Annotated in this window: 23 protein-coding genes and 2 pseudogenes; 11 read left to right on the forward strand and 14 right to left on the reverse strand. The window is 59.7% G+C overall.

Translation table 11 applies throughout. From position 1 onward, the window contains the following. Nucleotides 1-510 precede the first annotated feature (510 nt). The 7 genes from NKI47_RS31425 to NKI47_RS31455 form a co-directional block, all read right to left on the reverse strand. On the reverse strand, nucleotides 511-2,232 hold the full coding sequence (locus NKI47_RS31425; protein WP_352595065.1) for a ParB/RepB/Spo0J family partition protein: 1,722 nt from the start codon (nucleotides 2,230-2,232) through the stop codon (nucleotides 511-513). 78 nt (nucleotides 2,233-2,310) lie between these two features. After that, on the reverse strand, nucleotides 2,311-2,730 hold the full coding sequence (locus NKI47_RS31430) for a DUF2958 domain-containing protein (RefSeq protein WP_352595067.1): 420 nt from the start codon (nucleotides 2,728-2,730) through the stop codon (nucleotides 2,311-2,313). 14 nt (nucleotides 2,731-2,744) lie between these two features. Next, on the reverse strand, nucleotides 2,745-2,945 hold the full coding sequence (locus tag NKI47_RS31435; protein ID WP_352595070.1) for a hypothetical protein: 201 nt from the start codon (nucleotides 2,943-2,945) through the stop codon (nucleotides 2,745-2,747). Then, entirely contained in the window at nucleotides 2,942-3,904 is a 963-nt protein-coding gene (locus tag NKI47_RS31440; RefSeq protein WP_352595073.1) for an ArdC family protein, read from the reverse strand. The genes NKI47_RS31435 and NKI47_RS31440 overlap by 4 nt, the downstream gene beginning before the upstream one ends. Before the next feature lie 426 nt (nucleotides 3,905-4,330). Next, nucleotides 4,331-4,570 (reverse strand): hypothetical protein, encoded by a 240-nt coding sequence (locus NKI47_RS31445; RefSeq protein ID WP_352595076.1) that lies wholly within the window; start codon nucleotides 4,568-4,570, stop codon nucleotides 4,331-4,333. 58 nt (nucleotides 4,571-4,628) lie between these two features. After that, entirely contained in the window at nucleotides 4,629-4,856 is a 228-nt protein-coding gene (locus tag NKI47_RS31450; RefSeq protein WP_352595078.1) for a hypothetical protein, read from the reverse strand. A 154-nt stretch (nucleotides 4,857-5,010) separates the two neighbouring features. After that, nucleotides 5,011-5,244, reverse strand: a complete 234-nt coding sequence (locus NKI47_RS31455; RefSeq protein WP_023679646.1) for a helix-turn-helix domain-containing protein — start codon at nucleotides 5,242-5,244, stop codon at nucleotides 5,011-5,013. Nucleotides 5,245-5,349: 105 nt separating this feature from the next. Here NKI47_RS31455 and NKI47_RS31460 point away from each other — a divergent pair, with 105 nt between their 5' ends. After that, nucleotides 5,350-5,631, forward strand: coding sequence for a DNA -binding domain-containing protein (locus tag NKI47_RS31460; RefSeq protein ID WP_084643020.1), 282 nt, complete (start codon nucleotides 5,350-5,352; stop codon nucleotides 5,629-5,631). A 95-nt stretch (nucleotides 5,632-5,726) separates the two neighbouring features. Here the strand turns inward: NKI47_RS31460 and NKI47_RS31465 are convergent, their stop codons facing one another. The 3 genes from NKI47_RS31465 to ubiM all read right to left on the reverse strand — a co-directional run bounded on the left by NKI47_RS31465 (nucleotide 5,727) and on the right by ubiM (nucleotide 9,178). Further along, nucleotides 5,727-6,596, reverse strand: a complete 870-nt coding sequence (locus tag NKI47_RS31465; protein ID WP_352595080.1) for a putative bifunctional diguanylate cyclase/phosphodiesterase — start codon at nucleotides 6,594-6,596, stop codon at nucleotides 5,727-5,729. A gap of 98 nt (nucleotides 6,597-6,694) precedes the next feature. Further along, entirely contained in the window at nucleotides 6,695-7,633 is a 939-nt protein-coding gene (locus NKI47_RS31470; protein WP_352595083.1) for a GGDEF domain-containing protein, read from the reverse strand. Between the two features lie 303 nt (nucleotides 7,634-7,936). Continuing rightward, nucleotides 7,937-9,178: a 5-demethoxyubiquinol-8 5-hydroxylase UbiM gene (ubiM, locus tag NKI47_RS31475; RefSeq protein WP_352595086.1), complete on the reverse strand. Its 1,242-nt coding sequence runs from the start codon at nucleotides 9,176-9,178 to the stop codon at nucleotides 7,937-7,939. 335 nt (nucleotides 9,179-9,513) lie between these two features. Between ubiM and NKI47_RS31480 the strand changes: the two genes are divergently transcribed. From NKI47_RS31480 to NKI47_RS31515, 8 genes are all read left to right on the forward strand, one after another. Further along, nucleotides 9,514-10,575, forward strand: a complete 1,062-nt coding sequence (locus NKI47_RS31480) for a tyrosine-type recombinase/integrase (RefSeq protein WP_352595089.1) — start codon at nucleotides 9,514-9,516, stop codon at nucleotides 10,573-10,575. Between the two features lie 315 nt (nucleotides 10,576-10,890). Then, nucleotides 10,891-11,019, forward strand: coding sequence for a YHYH domain-containing protein (locus tag NKI47_RS31485; protein WP_352595126.1), 129 nt, complete (start codon nucleotides 10,891-10,893; stop codon nucleotides 11,017-11,019). A 319-nt stretch (nucleotides 11,020-11,338) separates the two neighbouring features. Continuing rightward, a complete protein-coding gene (locus NKI47_RS31490; RefSeq protein WP_352595092.1) occupies nucleotides 11,339-12,061 on the forward strand; it encodes a helix-turn-helix transcriptional regulator in 723 nt (240 codons plus the stop codon). A gap of 83 nt (nucleotides 12,062-12,144) precedes the next feature. Next, on the forward strand, nucleotides 12,145-12,771 hold the full coding sequence (locus tag NKI47_RS31495) for a hypothetical protein (RefSeq protein WP_352595095.1): 627 nt from the start codon (nucleotides 12,145-12,147) through the stop codon (nucleotides 12,769-12,771). 55 nt (nucleotides 12,772-12,826) lie between these two features. Beyond that, nucleotides 12,827-14,296 carry a tyrosinase family protein gene (locus NKI47_RS31500; protein ID WP_352595098.1) on the forward strand — a complete coding sequence of 490 codons (1,470 nt, stop codon included), beginning with the start codon at nucleotides 12,827-12,829 and terminating at the stop codon, nucleotides 14,294-14,296. A gap of 94 nt (nucleotides 14,297-14,390) precedes the next feature. Next, complete coding sequence (locus NKI47_RS31505; RefSeq protein WP_352595101.1) at nucleotides 14,391-14,888, forward strand: hypothetical protein; 498 nt, start codon at nucleotides 14,391-14,393, stop codon at nucleotides 14,886-14,888. 239 nt (nucleotides 14,889-15,127) lie between these two features. Beyond that, nucleotides 15,128-15,790 (forward strand): acyl-homoserine-lactone synthase, encoded by a 663-nt coding sequence (locus NKI47_RS31510; protein WP_352595104.1) that lies wholly within the window; start codon nucleotides 15,128-15,130, stop codon nucleotides 15,788-15,790. Nucleotides 15,791-16,477: 687 nt separating this feature from the next. Then, nucleotides 16,478-18,091 (forward strand): WD40/YVTN/BNR-like repeat-containing protein, encoded by a 1,614-nt coding sequence (locus NKI47_RS31515; protein WP_352595107.1) that lies wholly within the window; start codon nucleotides 16,478-16,480, stop codon nucleotides 18,089-18,091. Nucleotides 18,092-18,225: 134 nt separating this feature from the next. Here the strand turns inward: NKI47_RS31515 and NKI47_RS31520 are convergent, their stop codons facing one another. The 3 genes and pseudogenes from NKI47_RS31520 to NKI47_RS31530 form a co-directional block, all read right to left on the reverse strand. Then, complete coding sequence (locus NKI47_RS31520) at nucleotides 18,226-18,357, reverse strand: hypothetical protein (protein ID WP_352595110.1); 132 nt, start codon at nucleotides 18,355-18,357, stop codon at nucleotides 18,226-18,228. Nucleotides 18,358-18,404: 47 nt separating this feature from the next. Continuing rightward, nucleotides 18,405-18,569 (reverse strand): hypothetical protein, encoded by a 165-nt coding sequence (locus NKI47_RS31525; protein ID WP_352595113.1) that lies wholly within the window; start codon nucleotides 18,567-18,569, stop codon nucleotides 18,405-18,407. Next, a pseudogene (locus NKI47_RS31530) lies at nucleotides 18,566-18,718 on the reverse strand (transposase); the annotation flags it as partial. The pseudogene NKI47_RS31530 and the gene NKI47_RS31525, both read right to left, overlap by 4 nt. Nucleotides 18,719-18,889: 171 nt before the next feature. On the opposite strand from NKI47_RS31530, the gene istA reads away from it, so the two are divergent. Together istA and istB are read left to right on the forward strand one after the other, a co-directional pair. Next, nucleotides 18,890-20,443 (forward strand): IS21 family transposase, encoded by a 1,554-nt coding sequence (istA, locus tag NKI47_RS31535; RefSeq protein WP_352595116.1) that lies wholly within the window; start codon nucleotides 18,890-18,892, stop codon nucleotides 20,441-20,443. Between the two features lie 16 nt (nucleotides 20,444-20,459). Continuing rightward, nucleotides 20,460-21,230 carry an IS21-like element helper ATPase IstB gene (istB, locus tag NKI47_RS31540; protein WP_352595119.1) on the forward strand — a complete coding sequence of 257 codons (771 nt, stop codon included), beginning with the start codon at nucleotides 20,460-20,462 and terminating at the stop codon, nucleotides 21,228-21,230. 107 nt (nucleotides 21,231-21,337) lie between these two features. On the opposite strand, the pseudogene NKI47_RS31545 reads toward istB, so the two are convergent. Next, nucleotides 21,338-21,447 (reverse strand): annotated as a pseudogene (locus tag NKI47_RS31545) (IS5/IS1182 family transposase); the annotation flags it as partial.

Below are 21,447 nucleotides of genomic sequence, written 5' to 3' on the forward strand. Positions count from 1 at the left end.
CCCTGCGATGGCGGACCGTGATGGGCGCGTCCGGGCCGCCGGAACCGGGACGGCCGCAGCGATAGCGGAGGACCCGAGCGGACAGCTTTTTTGAAGCGAAGCGGCGCGAGGAAGCCGCCGCAGGCGGCGGGGAAAAAAGCTGCTGGCGAGGGTTTCGGGCGGGCCGGATCCGCCCATAGGTCGTCAAGCCAGCCGCAGGGGAATGGTCCCTGAGACACATGGAGACAGGTGGCGCGATCGGTGACACAAGGAGCCGGCGGCAATGCAGGGGGCTGGCTACGCGGGCTCTGTCGGCAACCGGATCGGACAATTGGCCCCATGCGCCTGGCGCCTCAGCAAGCAACCCGGCGCGGTGCAGGGCTGCCGAAACGGGGGGCGAGTTGGCGTCGGGATTTCTCGCGCGCGGCACTGGCTCGACAAGACGCCCAATCGGCAGCCGGCGCGACCCGGAGCGGCGCGCGCGACCTGAGCGGCGGCACTCGAGAGAACCGCCGCTCGGGCCCTGATCGACTATTCGCGGATGAACAGCGGCTGCACTTGTGCCCACTGATCGGCGGTGCGGAAACCGCCGCGGCTGGTGTAGCTTTCGGCCGGGAATTCCATCCAGCGCGGCAGCCAGGTCTCGACCTTCTGGCGGCCATTCTCGCCCGCCAGGAAGTCGCGGATGATCTTCTTTTGCGTCTTGACCTTCTCGGCGACATTGCCGTCCGCGACCAGCTTGCCGCCGACATCGGCGAGCATCGAATTGGCGATTTCCTTGTCGCGCAAGAGGTCGAAGAAGGCATCGTCCGGTTGCCACCATGTGCCCATATCGACGTTCAGATGGTTGCCGAGCGCCTCGATGACGGTGCTGCCGGCCGCAAGCGTCTCGGCCATGACAAGGGTGAGAACGCGCATGACATCGTCGTCGCACAGCGCCAAGAGGCGCGCGAACACGCCGGCGATAGCAAAGGCGTCGCCATTGCCGCCGGCGACCACGCCGTCCTCATCCGGTGATCCGAGCAGGGCCAACACTTCGCGCCGTTTTTTGCCGAATGCAGCTTCAGCCTTGCAGCCGGCAAGGCTGGCAGTCACCGTCTCGTTGACTGCGCACTGTGGCTCACGGCGCACCTGCCACAGGCCGGAACCGGTGACGGCGTGCGCCACCACGAGGCGCAGCGCCACGGCGGGATGGTCGAGCATGGCCGCACGCACGGCAGCATGGCGATGCAGATCGACATAGTTCTGCATCGGGCCGGTGAGTTCGGGGCGCGGCGGCTTGGCGGCTGTTTCTTCTTGCTCGCCGCCCTCGCGGGCGCGGCGGGCTTGCTTGCGTGACAGCCAGCCCTCGTGACCCTCGACCTCGCCGCGATGCGAGACAGTGATGACGACCTTGCCGCCCTTCTTCTTCGGGGTCTTCTCGTGGTCCCATGCGTGGAAATATTGGCCCGGTTCCAGCAGCACCACCTCGCTCCAGCCGTCGTTGAGATATGTGTCGCGTCTGGTGGCAATCGCTTCGTTCTGCTTTTGCCAGAACAGGTCGGCATCGGCGAAATAGCTGTCCTCGCCGAACAGGTCCGAGGTGATCAGGCCGGGATATTCGTCGATGGCAAACAGCGCCACCTTGGTGGAAATCGACTGGCCGCCGAACAGCCATTGCTTCAATTGAAAGCCACGCGGCGCGTATTGATCGGGATCGGCAGACAGAGCCAGCCAGTCCTTCTGCTGCGCCTTGGACGCCATGGTGAGATGGCGCACCGTCTCGGCGTCGATCTCCTCGCGGCGATAGGCTTCGCGGATTTTGGGCAAGAGGTCGCCAAGCGCCAGAATGCGTTTGACCTTCAGGTCAGTGATGCCGAAGGTCGCAGCGATGTCCGGAACGGTGCGGCCTTGCCTGACGAGCCGCGAAAACGTCTCCCATTGCGATACTTCGTCAGGATCGAGGCGGGCGAGGTTTTCGATCAGCGAAGCTTCCAGCGCATCGGCGTCATCACCGTCCTCCATGATGGCGCAGGGCAAGGGATCGCCTTCGCCGCGCTCGTCGGCAAGCGATTTTGCGGCGAAATAGCGCCGCCTGCCGGCGACGATCTCGAAGGTTTCCGGCTGGCCGTTCGGCCGCACAAGGAGAGGCACCAGCACGCCGCGCGCACGCACGGAGGGCAGGATGTCGGAAATGTCGGGCGCGCGTTTTCCATGGCGCATGTTGAGCGCGGAAATATTGAGCTGATCCAAGGGGATGTGGGCAAGCTGCATGGTTACTCTCTTTCGCTTTGGTTGAGGTTGTCCCCGCCGCAGAGGCCGAAGGCCGGCGCGGCGGGACGGTTTTTGCGCCTATCGGCGCTGCTGTTCCGCCGTGTCGGGCGGAAGCTCGGAATGGGGCTTTGAAAGGGCGTCTGCTGCCTGCCGCAGAAGTCGCTCGGCCTCGGTGATGTGGCCGCAAATGCGGGCGGCTTCGGCATAGACGGAGAGCGTAAAGCGCGCGTGGAAATGCAGGTCGCGCTCGATGCCGAGGCAAAGCGGACCTTTTACGGATGCAAGCTCGGCCAGACTGACGCTGCCGAGTTCGGGGAAGCCGAAGCCGAGATCGCAAAGACCGAACAGCGTGTCGCCATCGGCGTCGAGTTCGCTCAAAAGCCACGTGGCGGCACCTGTCGGATTAAACAGTTTCACAACGGGAAAATGGTCGATGTCGGCGTCGGCGGCGCTATTGGCGAGCAGTCGTGCGCGCAGTGGATCGGTGATCAGGATCATGGAAAGACTCCTTGTCAGAACAGGTCGAGTTGATTTCTGCTGGCTTCATCGAAGAGGCCGATATCGAGCGGCTTTTGCGCCGCGCGCGGACACATCGGCGCGTCGATCAGAAGGGTGAGCCGATCGCGCGTGGTGATCGGCCGAACACCGGGAATGAGCAGCTCGCCTTGCGGCGTCGGCTCGGTCGCGGTCAGTTGAGGATCGCGCATCGTCATGCCGCAATCCCTTCCTGCGCCTCGCCTTCGGCATCGGCCTGAAGGCCAAGCAGGAAATCGGCGGCCTTGGAGGCAAGACTGGCGGCACGGAAGATGGCGCGGTTGTCCTCGCGCAGCACCTTCAGCCATGAGCCGACGTAATCGGCATGACGCACGGTCGGCTCGATACCGAGATTGCTGCAGACGAAGGCGGCAGTGATTTCGGCGACCAATTCTTCACGCGCGTAAGCCTTGGAGCCGAACGAGCCGGAGAGGTCGCGAGCAAGCCGCGTCGGGTGGCCGGTCCAGTGGCCAAGCTCGTGAAAGCAGGTCCGGTAATAGTCGATCTGCTGATGGAACGCCGGCTGCGGCGGCACCTGAATGTGGTCGCTGCCCGGCATGTAGAAAGCGCGATCGCCGCCGACCCTGAAATCCGCACCGCTGGCGCGAATGAGCGTCTCGGCGTGCGGCACGATCTCGCACTGAGGCAGCGGCTCGGCGGCGGCATAGAGGTCTTCCGGAAGATTATCGCACTGCGCGACATTGAAGACGGTGAAGCGCTTCAAAAAAGGCACGGCCTGTGGTTCATCGCCCGCGTGGCGTGCGCGCTCCTTCTCGTCCTTGGGGACAAAGCGGTCGGCATGCACGATGGTCGTGCCGCGCTCGCCCTTCCTGACATTGCCGCCGAGGACGAGCGCCTGCCGGAAGGTGAGCCAGTTCTGGCTGGGATAGCTGCGCTCGATGACCGCGCCCCACAGGATGAGGATATTGATGCCGGAATAGGTGCGCCCAGAGGATGCATTCCTCGGCAGGCCAAGGCCTGCCTTTGCGCTGCCCCATGGCTTGACCCATGGCACGGTGCCGCGCTCCAGCTCGGCAATGATGCGGTCGGTGATCTCCTGATAAAGGCTGGCGCCGGGGCGCCTGCCCTTGCCTGCGCCAGCCTCTGTGCTGGCACAACGCTTGCTGTTTGCATGCATCGTCTCATCCTCCGCTCGCCAATCGCCGCGCCTTTCCCCGGAAGCGGGGTGGGCGGCGAGTCGCGACCGGAAAGGCCCGCCGTGGGAGGCGGACCGCATCCGAAGGACCGGAACGAAGAGGAGGACCCTGAGCGGCACGCGAAGGGTTGCGGGCTGCCGCGGCGGGCCTAGAAGGGAGTGCCGCCCACCCCGCGCCACCGGGAAAGGCCAACAGACAAACCCCGCCGCCCGCAAGGGCGGCGGCCGTCTCAGCCCGAAGGGCTGCCCACGCCAAGGGGCGAAGCCGAATGGCCGAGACCGCCTGAGCTTGCCGAAGAAAAGCGGGCTCGGTTCACGAGCACCTGGTGCGCGTCGTCAGGCGCGCGGGCGCCCGCCAGGACGGCAGGCTGGACAGATTTTTCGAACGGATCATCGTCAGCGCCGCAGTTACGTCGAGAAACTCGACGACATCGCCGCCGTGCGCGCGCCTTGCTCCAAACAAAACCAGCGCTCGCCTTTCAACAGGTTGAGGCGCATGTCCCAGTAATATTCCTGTCCGGGATCATGATAGATGCGCTCGCCCGTTTTGTAGCTTATATTGGCTTTGATGTTGCCCCGACAGCGGCAGGGTCGATTCGAAGGCAAGAAAGCCAGCCAGGAGTTGTCTCGATAGCGATGGTTGCCCACGCCCCTTCTCCCCGAAGAGAGAATGCGACCTTTGCAGTCTGGAGTCTATAAGTCTGACCTAATTCACCGGTCCTGTTCCGAACCATTGAATGAACGGCGCATCCTTACCCGTGATATCCTTCACCGTCTTCAACAGCGCTTCATGGGTGCGTTGGAGAGCCCGGTAATGGTCGCTGCTAGGTGATAGAAGCGGCTGGACGATGCTCTTGTGCAGCCGTTCCGCCTCCGCCAGAAAGCGCTCGATTTCAGCCTGTGAAAGCTGCTTGGAAAGTTTGGTCCTAGCCATTGCGATCTCCGCTGGGGAATCGCCCCACCTAGGATTATGATCCTATATCGGCATGGCTTGGTAAAGACCCACCCGCAGCGGAATGGCAGCTTGCCGAAGAAAAGCGCGCTCGGTTCACGGCACCGGCGCGAGCCGTTAGGCGCGCGGGCGCCCGCTAGGACCGCAGGCTGGACAGAATCTCGCACGGATCAGCGTCAAGCGCCGCAGTTAAGTCGAGAAACTCGATGACGTCGAGACGACGCTCTCCACCCTCGTACTTGGCCACGAAGGATTGGGGACGATCAAGCTTCTCGGCCACCTGCGCCTGAGTCAGGCCTTTGGCCTTGCGCAAGGAAACCAGCTGGGCCAGAAACCGCTGGTGGCGGGGCGATCGAAGAGACTTGGGCATGTAGGCGAACCGGTCGGGTAAAGACCGGATCAGCGACTAATCCCGGTTTCGGATTATCCCATTTTGGGATATTCTGCGGGCGCTCAACAGGCGAGGTTCGCAGGCATGAATCGATCAATGGGAACAGATGAGACTCGAAACTCAACTCTGTGCGACGAAGTCCCCTGGTCGGAGAACCTCACGAGCTACGACAGGGAGCATTTCACGATCTACCTGCGGATCCTGGATGCCTGCGCCGACAATGCCAGCGAAGAGGAGATGGCTGATCTCATTCTCGGCATCGACCCGGCCCTTGAACCGGTCCGCGCCCGCAAGGCTCTTCGCAGCCATATCGATCGTGCGAACTGGATGGTGACGACTGGCTACAAGGAACTGTTCGCCGGCTGACGCACAGCACGGACTGTCATGCTCGTCAAACAAAGAAGTTCAGATACCCGCCATTCATGAGCGCACGGCCGCGAGAGACGGCGCGGCGGGAGCGGTCACAACTGGTTCGCGTGCTGTTTGACTGCCATTTCTAGTGCTTGGCTCAGAGGCACCGCCTTCGAGAACAGGAAGCCCTGAGCGGTCCTGCAGCCAAGCTTGTGCAGGGTTTGCCGATCCGCCTCTGTTTCGACGCCCTCGGCCACGACCTCGATCCCGAGCATGTTACCGAGATCGATGACCGATTTGACAAGCAGTCGGTCCTCTCGGGACTTGGCCAAGCCGCGAATGAAGCCCTGGTCTATTTTGACCTTGCGTATCCGACTGTCCTTGAGCGATGCCAAGGTGGAAAAGCCGGTGCCGAAGTCATCGAGCGCGATGGAAATGCCGGCATGTGAGAGCCGTCCGAGCTTTTCATCCACTCTGTCCGGGTCCACCGGGGATTCTTCGGTAACCTCGATCTCGAACATCGTTGCAGGGAGACCTCTTGCCGCCAGACCATCCAGAACCATGTCATCGATATCGCCGGCTTCCAGTTCGCGCGGTGAAACATTCATCGCCACACGAAGATCACGACAGTCAGCTTTCAGCAAGCCGTCGATAAAAGCACAACAGTCGGCGAATACGGTTTGCGTCAGCAGCTGAAGCATTCCGGTTTCGCGTGCAGCTGTGATGATTTCGGGTGGAGAGATGGCACCATGGTTCGGATGGGACCACCTCAGCAAGGCTTCAAAACCGACCACGGCCTCGGTGTCGAGTTTCACGATCGGTTGGAACCAAGGTTGCAAGCTTCTCGTCTTTATCGCCGAATGAAGGTCCCGTTCGACGGACTGGCGGCGTTGCAGTTCCCTGTCGAGTTCGGCATCGAACAGGCAAAATTCGTTCCTGCCACGACGCTTGGCCGTGTAAAGGGCGATATCCGCCCGCAACAACATTTCGGTCAGGCCCGGGCTTTCCGCCAGGTATATTCCTATTGATGCCCCGACCCGGACGGACGCGACCTCGATATAGGGGCGGGCAATTTTGGCTATGATATTGGAGGCGAGATCACTGGCAGAAAGCGAAACCCTCGTTGAGGGAAAAACAGCACGAATTCATCGCCGCCGATACGAGCGAGCGTTGAGCCTTCCGGTGCTTCCTCCTCTATGCGGCGGGCGATCCTGACAAGCAGTTCATCACCGGTCCTGTGACCGTAGGTATCGTTGACGGATTTGAACCCGTCCAGATCAACCAGCATTGCCACGAAGGGGCCATCCGCGGTCTCGAAACGTCCGATTGCGTCTTCGAGGCCACGCCTGTTGAGAAGGGCCGTCAGGTGGTCCTGCCTGGAACTGGCCTTCATCTCCGCCGCAAGCCGCTCGGCCTCATGCCTCAGGCGGCTCGCTTCGCGGAACCGTGCTTGCCCAACAAACGAAGCTCGAACCAAGCCGCCCATGAAGAGCAGAACGGTAAGAGCCAGAATGTAGTCTTCAAAATTGCCTTTCGCCAAAAGGCAAGCCACCGTGATGAGGAGCGGAGGTGTGATGAAGTTGGTCGCCGCCGCGGCATACGAACTGCCGTATGTAACCGCACCAGCGGAAATGCCCGCCAGAATGACCAGATGCAGCGGTGCTTGAGGTGTCGTGTATCCAACAGTCAGGACGGCCAGGAAGGACCAGGCAAACCCTGCCAGAAGAGCAAGGATTCCAAACCAGCGAAGCCGCGGCAAAACCCCCACTAAACCGTCATGGCGCCCCGTTTCCTTTAGCTGATAACGCGCGAGTGCAAGGCGGGCGGCATTTATCGCATTGACGACCAGGAACCAGATTGCAGCGGCAAAGCCGCTGCCAGAAAGGGCGTGCACCGCCCAAATCAGGCCTGACAGGATAGCGCTTATCGGCATCGACACGAAGAGGCCGGTCCTCAGGTCAGCAAGCTGATCCTGACGGATTTTGGCCTCCAGCGTGTCTACTTTCTTCGGGGCCATGGACGGACCAGCTTGCTCCCATCGTTGTTCGCGAGGACAAGCTTACGCAGGCCCACTGAAGGACGGGTTAACTATCCAGCGGGGGTAACCAATGCGCTCACCATGTCTTCGGGGCGCACGTCTGCTCTTGGCCTTGCCGTCTGACCATGGAGCCCTTGCCCGCACGCGTGCCTTGATCCGAATCATCCCAGGATCGGCAACGTCACCATGGAAGCAGCCCTGCCAACGGCACCAACGCGCCCGGCGAGACAAAAGGAAGCCGGGCCGAGCTAGCGTTCCAGAGCGGGCAGCACTGCCTGCGATTCACCGCCTGAGCATGGCCGAAATGCCATGGCGGATAAAGGGAAGATATTGGGCAAAGCGAAGCCCTGCATGTCTTGCAAGCCGTGCCGTCGGGTGCTCGCCTGAGTAGAGAGCGACAAGTACATTCGTAGCATGATAGAGCGGTGCCGCCGACAGACGCAGCCGGCTTTCGTATCTGCCGAGCATGTCAGGATCAGCAATGTCGCGGCGCTCACGACATGCCGCCAGGATTCCATCGGCGAGTTGCTTCTGGCCGCTGAGGCCGATGTTGAAGCCATGCGCGGTCACCGGGTGCATGCCGAGGGCAGCATCGCCGATTAGTGCCGCACTCGGAGCCCAGAACTTGTGCGCCCAGGTCGTGACCAGCGGATAGGCATGGCGGGTGCTTGCCAAGGTCATCTCTCCGAGGCGTCCTCGACACCGGTTCGTCAATTCCATCAGGAACAAATCGTCGTCGAGAGCAAGCAGTCTGTCGGCCTCGTTTGAGCGCAAAGTGAGAAGCAGCGACGACACGCCTTCCATGAGCGGCAACATCGCTATCGTCTGATGGTGATCGAACCATTCGACCGCGATCTGGTGATGGGCGCGCTCGTGCCTCACCCGGCAAATCAGCATGGAGTTGCCAAGCCGATTGATGTCGGCCCCAATGCCGAGCAGGTCGCGCGTCGCGGACAGACGCGAATCCGCTGCAACGAGCAGCCGAGCGGCCAGTTGCCTGCCATCACAGAGCCTTATGACTGCTTCTTTGTGGCTGGTTGTTGCATTGACGACCGAGTGGCCGCACAGCAGCTGGGCATGACCCTGGAAGTGGACAATCTTGAACAGGGCGTCGCGGATCCGACAATTTGGGACCAGAATTCCGAGTGGTTCCGCAGATCCGCTGGGAGAATCGAAGCACAGGGCGAAAGGGCTCGATCCGTTGAGCACGCGCGCGCCTTGTAGCGGTGATTTGTCCGAAGCGGGGATGGCATCCCAGGCGCCGAGCTCGCGAAGGATTCCAACCGATGCGTGGGTCAGCGCGATCTCGCGACCGTCGAAAGCCGGATTCGCCAGGCTTTCGAGCGACTGCCGTTCAACCACTGCCACCTTGAGTCGGCTCTGGGCAAGCGATGCGGCGAAGGAAAGTCCGACCGGCCCGGCTCCGACGACAATAACGTCGAATCTATCGACAGAGCTAGCGTCGGCTGTCTGCGACGAAGAGCACTGGAGCGCATCGCAATCGGTCCACGGTTTGCGGCTCATCTCCCCAAGCGTCTCCACGCGACCTAACCGTCCGTTAGACATCCGTTCTCCGTTGAAATGGTCAATGAAACCATGCCGACGAAGAGATAACCCTGATCTGGATCAACCAGGCTCAACAGACGCGGCAAGGCGGGTTCACGGTCGACTGCTCGATCGCCACGCCATGGTCTGGTCAGGACATCATGGGTGCCACGGCCAGTCTATGATCTCGATTTTTCACAATTTTTCTTTAACATCAAATCGTTAGACCCTGCCGAGTGCACACGAATTTACGACAGAATACGACCCTTTTCGCCACCTTTCGATCCCTCAGTGCACACGGAGCGCACACGAAATTGGCCACCTATACGAAACTCTCGTCCGGCTCCTGGCATGTCCAAGTCCGTCGCAAGGGTCGATACGTCAGCGAGACCTTCCTGCGTCGGGAGGATGCACGGCGGTGGGCAACCGATGCCGAGCGCCAAATCGATCGTGGTGAGGCACCGAGCAAGTCCCGTGTAGAGCGACTAAAAACTTTCGGCCAACTCATCGACCTTCATATCGACGACATGTGCGATGTAGGCAAGTCCCCTCTCCGCTCCAAGGCTGCAGCCCTCGATATGCTGCGAAGGCATCTTGGGAAGTGCAGCATCGCGGCCCTCGATCGCGAACGGCTCATTCGCTTTGGTCGTGATCGAGCCGCCCAAGGTGCCGGACCGATGACTCTCGGTATCGACATCGGCTTTGTGAAACTTATCCTGCCTCATGCTGCCGCGGTTCACGGCCTGCCCGTCAAGGTCGAACCGGTTGATCTCGCGCGTATTGCCCTAAAGAGGCTTGGTCTCGTTGGGAAAGGTTATCAGCGCGACAGGCGGCCAACCCAAGATGAACTCGACAGGCTTATCGCTCACTTCGATGCAAACCCTCGTCAGATCGCACCGGTTAGCCAGATCATACGTTTCGCAGTCGCAACTGCGATGCGCCAAGAGGAGATCTGTAAGGCGCGGTGGTCCGACATGGACACTCGCACGCGGATGCTTCTAATCCGGGACCGGAAAGACCCGCGAAACAAAAACGGGAACAATCAGCGCATACCCCTATTCGCGGCAACTGGATACGACGCATGGGCCATCGTCGAGGCTCAGCTGGCCAAGCGAAGCAATGACGATGATCGAATTTCCCCATTCAATCATAGGTCAGTCGGCACCGCATTCCGTCGAGGGTGCGCTGACCTGGACATACGCGACCTTCATTTTCACCATTTGCGGCACGAAGGAACAAGTCGCCTTTTCGAAGCTGGGTTCACAATTGAACAGGTAGCGCTGGTCACAGGGCACAAGGATTGGAAGATGTTGCGGCGCTATACGCACCTCAAGCCAGAAATGCTTCACGCTATCCAAGCGGCGAAGGCTGCATAGTTGACTGAGTGGCGGTATCAGTCCGCAATCGCGTACGATCGACTGAACGCATTGGCTAAAAACGGCAAAATACAAACGCCAACGCATGAAGATATCCCCCGACGCCTAACCAGATCATGCACCCTTGTTGTCGAATTTGCCGGCGAAGGGGCTTGCACGCAATCTTCCCCGGACGCTGGCCAGTTTTTGCTCACAGAGATGGAAAACAATTCGGACCCCCTGATCTGGTTGCGTTCCATTTCCAAAACGAACAGTTGTGCCGGCGCGGCAATAGTGCTTTTTTGTCAAAATGACTTTGGGGAAAGCATAATGAAAATGACGATTTGGGCTGCGTTCGGGGCTTTTACATTGACTTTTGCAACCAACGACCTTGCACACGGCGGTGGCACTGATGCCAACGGGTGCCATACAAACCACAAGACTGGCGAGTACCACTGCCACTAGTTTCCGGCCGACTGTGTGATTCACACAAGCGGGGCGTGTGTGCGCACGCGCGCGGCGATCTGCAATGGTTGTCGCCTTCCTGAGGTGCAGATGCGAATTCGAAAAGGCTCGTCACGATCTCGCCCGTGACATCGGTGCACGCGCTGCCAAACGGCGCGATTGACAAAGGTACCCGCTACCAGCTGGCGAACCACTTGGAAATAACACAGTCGCTACTGTTAAACGATTAAATAGTTGCTAGAGAAACGCCCGTCACTAATAGTATGTTTGCGTCAGCTAAATTAGCTTGGCTGCGTCGCAGAGCAGGCGGGTGGCGTCGATGATCGACTCGGATGTGTTCGAATTCGTTGAGCGTTGCAGAACGCACACCGCGCCTGGCCCCCTTTTGACTGACTTGCTCCAAACAGTGCGAAATCTCGGATTCGAGCACCTCATCCTGAGCGGCGTTCCGCTTGGTGGGCAGAAACTTGCCCCCATGGTTGAGCTCAATGGGTGGCCAAAGGGCTGGTTTGAGCGGTACGTAGAAGCTGAATACGCGGCAGTTGATGGAGTTTGCATCTATTCCGCAAAGACCTTGAAGCCATTTCTTTGGGCCGACGTCCCAGCGAAGTGGTCCGAGTCAAAGGCGTCGCGGCATGTTGCGGGTGAGGCCACTGAGTTTGGCATTTCGAGTGGTTTTGCCGTGCCGATGCTAAGTGTCCACCATTGGCAATCAGTGCTGTCGTTTGCCTCTTCAGCGAACGTCTGCTCTCTCTCGCCGCGGGAGGAGGTACAGCTGGTCACCATGGCGGTCTACGCCGGTATGACAATCCAAGCATTATCGAATGTTGACGAGGTCGATGAAGGGCTCCTGACCGAGCGCGAGAAGGAGGTGCTGTTATGGGCCGCCGCCGGCAAAACCTCATCCGAAACATCCCAAATTCTTGGTCTGGCAGAGCGAACTGTCAAATGGCACGCCACAAGAGCTCGCGAGGCTTTCGGTGTCGCCACGACTACGCAAGCAATCGTTGAGGCGGTGCGCAGGCGCATGATTCATCCCTAATTTGAGTCAACTGTCCCATCGGACAGGTGACGGACTTGAGGCCGGCTGCGAATGATTGGTAAAGACCAGCCGGGGGACGCGCTATGATTGCCGCTCACGTCGTCAACAGTCGCGAAGACCATCTCTCCAAAAACATCGTGCAACGACGAGGCGAGTATCGCGTGCGTCGCAAACGCTGGCTTTCTTGTGCGCGGCGCGCCACCTCAGAGCGCGTTCGATTTTGGCGCTTCGTGTTGGCGCTTTTGATGAGCGTGGGCATCGGAATTGGCGGACTGGCCGCAGCGCCGAATTCGCCTCAGGACATCACAGGAAAATGGACATACCGCAGCTTCCACAACAACAAGAATCTCGTAACCGACAATGACCAGACGGCTCTTGGCCTCTTTTTCGCGGAAGCTACTTTTACGTTTGACGTTGCCGCTGACAACACACTCAGGGGAACAATCGACTGGAGCGGCGGTGGCCTGGATCTCCATGGAAGCGTCCAACCAGCTGCATCCGGCGCGCCCCTGACGGTTCAAATCGTCGGAATGGGGCGGGCCGGCACAGCCACCCAAGATTGGCAATATGATTACTTCGGATACTTGGCGCATACCTGGCCGCGAGGGGTGGGACAGGTTCCCGCTCTGGTCGGGAGCGTCATAAGAGCCAAGCCGCACAATGGTGCGCCTGCGGGCTATGTAGCGTCGTTCGTAGCAGTCCAACAGTGACGACCAATTGACATGAATTCACTACATCCGCAGCAATCAAGGGAAAGGGTCACAAATGCTCACTCGTCGCAGTTTCCTGGCGGCCACGGCAGGTGGTGTAGCGGCGCCGGCAATTCTCCGCTATCGACCAGCTTGGTCAGCAGCGGCTCGCGTCCGCCGCAATGCCTCTACCATGGCGCCTACTGATCCCTTCTTTTCTGACTATGCGCAAGCCATCGAGGCGATGCACCAATTGCCCGTGAGCGACCAACGCAACTGGCGAAATCAGGCGCTGATCCACATACGCCACTGCACGCATGGCGTTACTGATTTTACGCACTGGCATCGATGGTATCTTTCGTTCTTTGAGCACATTTGTGCAAAGCTGATTGGCAAGCCGGATTTTGCGCTGGCGTATTGGGATTGGGAGGAGAGCAATAGCAAAGTTCCAGATACCTTCTTCGACATTTCGCAACTCAATGTGGTCCACTGGAGCGATCAATCGAACGAGCAATCCGACAACTGGGGACCAGGCAAAGTAGCCACTGTCGGCGCACGCGGGATCGCCAGGGGGCAGACCATGACGTCGATCCCTCAGTTTGCTAATTCGTTCCTGAAATCCACTTTGGACGGTATTCGCGGTCAGCCCGACTTCGAGATATTCACCGGCCTGCTCGAGGGGCAACCGCACAACAACACTCATGTGGCTGTGGGATCTCTCCACGGTGCAAAGGGCCACATGGGGAACGGAATGTCTCCCCTTGACCCCATATTTTGGCTCCACCATTGCAATATCGATCGCATTTGGGCCGAATGGCAGGCTGTTGGAAATACTTCTGGGGATCCGAACAACACATATCCCGACAGCTTTTATGACGCAGATGGCAAGCCAGTCAGCGATACGACATCGAAGGGCGCGCTGTCGCTTGGATCGTTTGACTACATTTACGATACGATAGAGCCGGCGGTGATCGAACAAATTTCTGCGAAGCTCGATCTACAGAAGTTCGATGCGGGCGGAGACGCGTTGCTCTCGAAGCTCAATCTGACCATTCCCACGTCCATAGGGTCGGGTGCCTCTTCAGGTCCCGCGCTGCCAAACATCGAAAGAGCAGTCGATGTGAAGGTAAACGATTTGGTCAAAGTTCTATCAGATGTGCGAGTCTTCTACGCACCCGAAACGTCCCTTAAAGCAATCGAGCCGAGCCGTATCATCGCCCGCATAGAAGGCGTTGAGGTTCCTCAAAACACCGATATGACCGTAGGGGTGTTCGTGAATTGTCCCTATCTCTCACCTGAAACGCCAACTGACGACAAGCTTTGCGCAGGTGTCTTCAGCTTTTTCGGGCCCGGCGGCGCGCACGCGCATCACGGCGGCGGAAGAAATGTCTACATCGACTTGACTGAAGCCCTGCGGAGTGTCGCATCGCAAGGCCGTCTAGCCGAGAACGGCTTCAAAGTTCAATTGATGGCTGTTCCTATTGCTGAGGGTGTTCCCGCGGACGTCCGTATCCCGTTCAAGGGTGTTACAATCCTATCGGCCTGATTTCAGCCCAAATTATGGGGCGTAAAGAGCTATGGAGCTGCGGTCGAAATGCCAAGATGCCTTGAGTTCTCGGATCAATGGTCGAGTCATTGGAATGATGGCGTTGATATCGTCTGCAGCCGTCCTTTTGGGGGCTCCGACAAAGTTGGCCGCTTCCCAGCAGCTCTCCGAGTCAACTGTGGATGGCGTTGATTTCTTGGGACCGAACATCGCAACTGATCGGCGTGCAGTTGTAGTTCCTTTGAGGGGGGTTGAGGCAAAAGTCCTGACGTCGGGGGTAATCACGATAAAGGTCAGCTTCCGGCCACTTAGGGTCGATCCAGAAGAGCAGTTGCTGCTCCAGGTGCAACTAACAGACAAGCCGGTTTCTGATGTTCGCATTACAACGGATGCGGTCTCGCCGAATGCATCTGGGTCGGCGTTCTATAAACCGCTGATCGTGGGCGAAACGAAGGAAGTGTTTCTCTCTTTGCCAGCTTGGAAATTTCCTAATCCGCCGAACGCTGCCATCGTCGCGATGGTCTTGTCGGATGACAGATCCGCCCCAATCAATTCGGCAATAGAGATCCTTTCCGTTGACGTTCTGACCTGAGACGCACAGCGCCGTGATTGCATGAAATATCGAGCTGGCTGCCTTCCGGGTGACAGCTCTCGAGTCACGGGATCCAAGGCGCTACCTACCCAATTCTTGTGCCTGCGGTGACGTGAGAGGCGAGGACTCGCCCTGCGCCCGGCTGTAACGCGTACCGATTGAGTCAACTGTCCGATCGGACAGGTGACGTATTTTAGGCGCGCTGCAACTATCCCCAGACAACGATCGGGGGATTGCGCATGATTGCCGCTCATGTCGTCAACGCGCAGAACAGACATCTTTACGAAAAAGAATTCGACGAGTTTTTGCGCCGGCGGCATGATTTTTTTGTGCACCAGAAACATTGGCGCCCTCCGAGCCCAGATGGTCGCGAGCTAGATCAATTCGATACGGATGCAGCGACATATTTGCTGGGGATCGAGGAGGACCGCGTGGTGACCTCGGCTCGGCTGATCCCAACAAGCGAGCCGCACATGGTATCGGAGGTTTTTTCCGATATGTGCGAAATAGGAGGCGTTCCCAGGCGCACGGATTGGGCCGAATGGACACGGACCTTTGTGGTTCCAGACAAGCGCACCGGTGGGCTACGAGGCACGCTCACACAGCTTTGCTGCGCCGTTATGGAATATGCGCTCGACGAAGGGCTGGCTGCTGTGGGCGGCGTCCAAGAAACGTATTTCATGCCGCATCACGGGGCACTCAAATGGCGTGTAACCCCGATGGGAATGGCCAGGGAGCAAAACGGCGAATTCTACATCGTCGCGTACATTGAAGTTAACGAAACTGCTTTGAGAAATGTGCGGAACATCCTCCGTATCGACAGATCCCTGCTTGTCCGGCGGGGTCCACAATTGCCGTTCGCGATCAGGGACAAGACCCTTCAGCGGATGTCGGCCTCGTAACCTTTGAATTGGGAGGACAAGATGAAAACCATTCTATTCGTTCTGAGCAAGACAGTGTTGGTTGGCCTTGCGTTTAGCGCCGAGGCCCAGCAGGTAACTGCCTCTGGCTGCGCAGGGGCCGGGCCCAAAACCGGCAGTGGGGACCTATGGCACCGTAACCGGTAGCGTGAGTGGCGATGCAGATACGTGCCAACAGGGAACTCTGCTCAAAGCGGCGGAATGGAAGCCTGACCAGAGCAAGGTGGTGTGGAAACACCCAGTAGGACGACGCGATGTCCACCGGCGGAAACACGTTGCATCCGGCAGAGGATAAAATGCCAAACCTCTACCGACCTGCACAACGCGCTACTGCTTGGCTTCGCGTCGATCGCCGATGGTCCCGGGGTGGCGTCGAGCATTGCATCGCTGAACGACGGTATGCCGCTACCCTAGCCATTTCCTTGGTAGGGGAAAGGCTGCAGTCAAAAATGCGGTCGAAATCGAGGACGCTGTATTTTACACGACAACGAGCAAAACAAACAACGTCCTCCCAGCTTCGGCGGTGGAAGCTTCGCGGACCGACACTGCCACGGTGGTAAATGCTCACCGGGCTCCTCTCCTGCGGCGCAGAGCTGGCAAGCCTTGCGCAGCACACTTTCAGTTTCTGCATCCGACATTTTGCGATTTTTCCAACCCGGAGGATGATCGATGGCCTTTAATTGGCGTCCAACGAACGCTCCGCTCCAGACACGCTACGATGATATTTGGTTTCTAGGGCCCGAGACCGGCTGGGCGGTGAACAGTGCGGGTCAAATCGTGCATACCGAAGATGCAGGTGCGACTTGGACGGTTCAACATACCGTCGACGCCGACACGTGGCTTCGTTGCATGAGCTTCACCAGCGCGACCGATGGTTGGGTGGGCTCAATCACGCGCCGGCAGCGCCTGTGGAAGACCGAGGATGGCAAGATCTGGAACGATATGACCGATCCGCTGCCACCGCTGCCTAGCGCGATATGTGGGATATCCTCGCCGGCTAAGGGCGTGGTCTTTGCCTCCGGTACGCAATATCCAAATCGTGAGGCAGCGGTCATGCATACGACCGATGGCGGCCAGACGTGGAACTCGATCTCGATGGCGGCGCACGCCAACCTGCTGATCGATACCTATTTTGTCGACGATCTGCATGGCTGGGTGGTCGGTGGAAACGGGGGGACGACTTACGACCAATTGAAGCCAGTGGTCATGTTCACCTCCGACGGTGGCAAGACGTGGGAAAACAAACTCCTGAATTCTGGGATCGACTTCCCGACGGGCGAATGGGGTTGGAAGATCCAATTCCTCAATCCGCAAGTCGGATTCGTGTCCCTCGAAAACGACACCGCCGCGGCCATTTTGAAGACCACGGACGGTGGACAGACTTGGAAGCGCATCCCAATCAACGATCCGCAGCGGAATGTTGAACTGGAGGGTATTGGCTTTCTTAACGACCAGGTGGGGTGGGTCGGCGGCTGGGGGCACGGGTTCATGTCGGGTAGTCCTGACGGGACGACTAGCGGAACGACCGATGGCGGCGCCACGTGGTTCGATGCCAACGGCGTGGGTCGGTTTATCAACCGCTTTCGTTTCACCAAGACTGAACCGATCGTCGCATACGCGTCCGGAGGGACGATCTATCGATGTATGTTAGACATGGATGCCGCGGTCTTGGCTGCCGCGCCGGCGGTCGTGGAACCGCCCATAGCACTGGCCTGGGACAGCCTCGATATTGCTGCCCAAATCCCTGAAGGTGCGAAGCAGCTCACTGTTACCGTCTTCGATCCGCGCCAGACATTGGTGAAGGTTGTGGCCAACGAGCAGTCACCAAAGCCAGGCTCACGAACGATCGCTTGGAATTTCAAGACAGACGACGGTGTGGATGCCGGTACAGGTCACTTTATATACCGCATCTTCATCGATGGCCAAGCCACGACCGGTATGGCGGCGCGACCGGCACGTGCAACCCCCGACGACCTGGGTAATCAGGTTCAGGCTCTAATTAGGCGTCTCGCGTCTCGCGCCAAGCGCGCGCATGAGGACCTTGTGCTTCCCAACGAAAGCGGCGAACCCGTGAAGCTGAAGACGCTGTTTGACTCCCCGTTGGATCTGATGGCGGCACTTGTCCGTGGCGGCTGGATCATTCCGGGCGAGCCGGATAGAAGCATGTTTTTGGTCGCCATCATCGGAACCGGGCCCATGCAGGGCGTGATCGGGCAGGCGGACGTCCAGCTGTTGTCAGATTGGATTGCGGCTGGAGCGCACGTTCCGCTGGCGACAAGCTAACGCTGTGCCACATGCGCAGCCTTCTTTGCACGAGGTAGCGACAGCGGCGAACTGCACATCATTCGGGCAGACAGTTGGCATATCCGGCGGTGGCCACCTGGCAAGTGTGCGCGCCGGCCCGTCGGCGCCCACATCTAACAGGCTGTTGAAGAAGTCTGACGTATTGCCTTGAGGATGGCCTCGTCGCCGTTGTGATAGGCGAATGTGATCTCGATCGAGCCGTCGTCGAGCAATTCGGCATAGCCGTCGCCTGTGACTTCATCCATCTCGTCACACCCGGCCCATGTGAAGTGAACTATCGAGGGGCTGTAGCTCAGTTCGAGACCGGCTTGCAGGGCGCCAAAGGCGACTCGCCGTTGTTGTCGGGTCCGATGGCGATGGTTGCGGGTCCACCGAGGTTCAGGTAACCGCGATCCCACAGATCGGCTTCGATGATCCGCCAGCGGCCGATCAGTTGGCAGCCTGCGGGCACGGTCATTTCGACGCCGCCAAGAGCTTGGGCAGCCGCACCAGATTGTAGGCGGCGGCCGCGAAGGTGAAGGCCCACCCAACGCGGTCGCGGCCGCGCAATTTGGTCTTCTCCTGCCCAGCGACGGTTTTGATCCAGCCGAACGCCTCTTCGATTGCGTGTTTCAGAAATTCGCGGACACCCATTCCGCTAATTCGCGGACAGGGATTTCAGTAATTACGGGACAGTGATTCCGCTAATTCCCGGACAGTCTTCGGGGCGGATAACGGTCGGTTCTCGGGAGCGCCGTTCTGGCATTTTGCCCTCTCATCATCGGGTTGAGAGGGGCCATGCCAAGACGGAAGCAAGCGAGACGAACGACAGTGAAAGACCTACGATCAATCCTGCGCCTGACGCATGAGCAGGGCCTCTCGGTGCGAGCGGTGTCGGAACGGCTGAAGATCAGCAAGACTTCGGTTTCGACCTATCTGTTGCGGGCGCGTGAGGCTGGCATCTCGGACTGGCCGCTGCCGCCGGGCTATGACAATGACGTATTGCTTGAGCGGCTTCTGTTTCGCCGGGTTGGCCGTCCGCCGCAGGATCTGGACGAGCCCGATTGGGCGATGATCTCGCGCGAGCTGAAGCGCAAGGGCGTGACGCTGACGTTGTTGTGGCAGGAATACCGCGCGGCGCACCCCGATGGTTATGGCTACACATGGTTTTGCGACCGGTTCGGCGCTTTCCAGCGCCGGGCGAGCGCAACGTTCCGCAACCGCCACGAGGCGGGCGCGGTGATGCAGACCGACTATGCGGGCCACACCGTGCCCGTTGTCGATCCCGATACTGGCGTCATCTACCAGGCTCAGATCTTCGTTGCAGTGCTGGGCGCCTCGTCCTTCACCTTCGCCCATGCCAGCTTCAGTCAAAAACTGCCGGACTGGATCGAGGGCCAGTGCCGGGCACTCACCTTCTTCGGCGGGGTAACTAAGGCGATCGTCTGCGACAATCTGAAGGCCGGCGTCGCCAAGGCGCTGTGGTTCGAGCCGACGCTCAACCAGACCTTCGCCGCCATGGCCGAACATTACGACACGACGATCCTGCCGACCCGCAGCCGCAAGCCGCGCGACAAGGGCAAGGTCGAGGGCGCGGTGCTGATCGTCGAGCGCTGGGTCCTGGCCCGGCTGCGCAACCGGCGCTTCTTCAGTCTCGGCGATCTCAACGCCGCAATCGCGGTGTTGCTGGAGGATCTGAACAACCGCCCCATGCGCCATGTCGGCAAAAGCCGCCGCGAACTGTTCGAGGAGATCGAGCGGTCGGCTCTGGCGCCGCTGCCGTCGGCGCCGTTCGAATATGCGGAGTGGAAATCGGCGAAGGTGCATCCCGACTACCATGTCGAGATCGACAGGACCTTCTACTCGGTGCCGCACGCGCTGATCGGGCGGCGCGTGGATGTGCGGCTCACCCACCGGGTGGTCGAGCTCTTCCATGATCACAAGCGCGTCGCCAGCCATGTCCGCCGCTCGCAGCGCTGCGGCCATGTCACCGTCAACGAGCACATGCCCAAGGCGCACCAGCGCTATGCCAACACGACGCCGGCGAACCTGATCCGGCAGGCAGCCGAGATCGGCGCCAACACCGCCATCCTGGTCGAGCGCATTATGCGCGACCGTCCCCATCCCGAGCAGGGATACCGCTCCGCGTTTGGCATCCTCTCGCTGGCCCGTCGCTACGAGCGGGATCGGCTCGAGGCAGCCTGCGCGCGGGCCCTGACCATCAATGCGATCACCTACTCCTCCGTCAACACCATCCTCAAATCCGGCCTCGACCGCGTGCCGCCCGCAGCCGAGCCGGTCAAGCCCACGCCATCACATACCAACATCCGCGGCGGCTCCTATTATCAATGAAGGAAGGAAACCAACCATGCTGACACATCCAACCCTCGACCAGATGCAGGCTCTCGGCCTTGGCGGAATGGCCGCCGCCTATCGGGACCTGGCCGACCAGAGCAACGCCGACGATCTCAGTCGCGACGAATGGCTTGGCCTGATGCTCGATCGTGAAGCCGCCATGCGTGCCGACAAGCGTCTGACCAACCGTCTCGCCGTTGCCAGGCTGCGCTTTGTCGACGCCTGCATCGAGAACATCGACTTCGCCGCGCATCGCGGGCTCGACCGGCGCAATACGCTGTCGCTGGCCCAAGGCGCCTGGCTGAAGGCGCATGAAAACCTCATCATCACCGGGCAGACCGGCACCGGAAAGACCTGGCTGGCCTGCGCCTTCGGACGTCAGGCCGCCCGGCTCGATCATTCCGTGCTCTACCTGCGCATGCCGCGTCTGTTCGAAGATCTCGCCCTGGCGCGTCTCGACGGCCGCTTTCCCCGTCTCATCGACAAGCTGGCTCGGGTGCAACTGCTCATCCTTGACGACTGGGGCACCCACAGCCTGACCGACCAGCAGCGTCTCGATCTGCTGGAAATCTTCGAGGAACGCTATCGCCGGAAATCGACGCTGATCACCGCGCAACTGCCGATCGCCCAGTGGCATGCCATGATCGGCACAATCGCCGACGCCATTCTCGACCGGATCGTTCACAACGCCCATCGCGTCACCCTCGAAGGCGACAGCATGAGAAAGCAAAAAACACCGCCGCTCTTGACCGGCGCCGAAAACGGCGAAATCAATCGCAAATGAGTTCAACCAGGCAACCGGGGGCCGACCCCATCCTGCTGTCCGCGACTTAGTGAAACTGCTGTCCGCGATTTAGCGGAACGACTGTCCCGTTTTTGCGAAATGCGCACTTCGATACGCTTTCTGATGCGCTGGCTGACGGCATAGCCACCGTGGCGCGTGGTGCGGCGATCGATCGCCGAACGACGGCCGTTCGTGTTCTGCGCTACGTGGGGTGTCA

The organism is Mesorhizobium sp. M0633, from assembly GCF_040320645.1.
In the GTDB taxonomy this organism is placed as follows: Bacteria; Pseudomonadota; Alphaproteobacteria; order Rhizobiales; family Rhizobiaceae; genus Mesorhizobium.

Coding starts and splice junctions, on each gene's coding strand:
- NKI47_RS31440 (WP_352595073.1), bottom strand. CDS start 3,904: ATGCATGCAAACAGCAAGCGTTGTGCCAGCACAGAGGCTGGCGCAGGC.
- NKI47_RS31430 (WP_352595067.1), bottom strand. CDS start 2,730: ATGATCCTGATCACCGATCCACTGCGCGCACGACTGCTCGCCAATAGC.
- NKI47_RS31520 (WP_352595110.1), bottom strand. CDS start 18,357: ATGGATGAAGTCACAGGCGACGGCTATGCCGAATTGCTCGACGACGGC.
- NKI47_RS31455 (WP_023679646.1), bottom strand. CDS start 5,244: ATGCCCAAGTCTCTTCGATCGCCCCGCCACCAGCGGTTTCTGGCCCAG.
- NKI47_RS31470 (WP_352595083.1), bottom strand. CDS start 7,633: ATGGCCCCGAAGAAAGTAGACACGCTGGAGGCCAAAATCCGTCAGGAT.
- NKI47_RS31495 (WP_352595095.1), top strand. CDS start 12,145: ATGATTGCCGCTCACGTCGTCAACAGTCGCGAAGACCATCTCTCCAAA.
- NKI47_RS31485 (WP_352595126.1), top strand. CDS start 10,891: ATGACGATTTGGGCTGCGTTCGGGGCTTTTACATTGACTTTTGCAACC.
- ubiM (WP_352595086.1), bottom strand. CDS start 9,178: ATGAGCCGCAAACCGTGGACCGATTGCGATGCGCTCCAGTGCTCTTCG.
- NKI47_RS31435 (WP_352595070.1), bottom strand. CDS start 2,945: ATGACGATGCGCGATCCTCAACTGACCGCGACCGAGCCGACGCCGCAA.
- NKI47_RS31460 (WP_084643020.1), top strand. CDS start 5,350: ATGAATCGATCAATGGGAACAGATGAGACTCGAAACTCAACTCTGTGC.
- istA (WP_352595116.1), top strand. CDS start 18,890: ATGCCAAGACGGAAGCAAGCGAGACGAACGACAGTGAAAGACCTACGA.
- NKI47_RS31505 (WP_352595101.1), top strand. CDS start 14,391: ATGATGGCGTTGATATCGTCTGCAGCCGTCCTTTTGGGGGCTCCGACA.
- NKI47_RS31450 (WP_352595078.1), bottom strand. CDS start 4,856: ATGGCTAGGACCAAACTTTCCAAGCAGCTTTCACAGGCTGAAATCGAG.
- istB (WP_352595119.1), top strand. CDS start 20,460: ATGCTGACACATCCAACCCTCGACCAGATGCAGGCTCTCGGCCTTGGC.
- NKI47_RS31515 (WP_352595107.1), top strand. CDS start 16,478: ATGGCCTTTAATTGGCGTCCAACGAACGCTCCGCTCCAGACACGCTAC.
- NKI47_RS31490 (WP_352595092.1), top strand. CDS start 11,339: ATGATCGACTCGGATGTGTTCGAATTCGTTGAGCGTTGCAGAACGCAC.
- NKI47_RS31510 (WP_352595104.1), top strand. CDS start 15,128: ATGATTGCCGCTCATGTCGTCAACGCGCAGAACAGACATCTTTACGAA.
- NKI47_RS31500 (WP_352595098.1), top strand. CDS start 12,827: ATGCTCACTCGTCGCAGTTTCCTGGCGGCCACGGCAGGTGGTGTAGCG.
- NKI47_RS31525 (WP_352595113.1), bottom strand. CDS start 18,569: ATGACCGTGCCCGCAGGCTGCCAACTGATCGGCCGCTGGCGGATCATC.
- NKI47_RS31425 (WP_352595065.1), bottom strand. CDS start 2,232: ATGCAGCTTGCCCACATCCCCTTGGATCAGCTCAATATTTCCGCGCTC.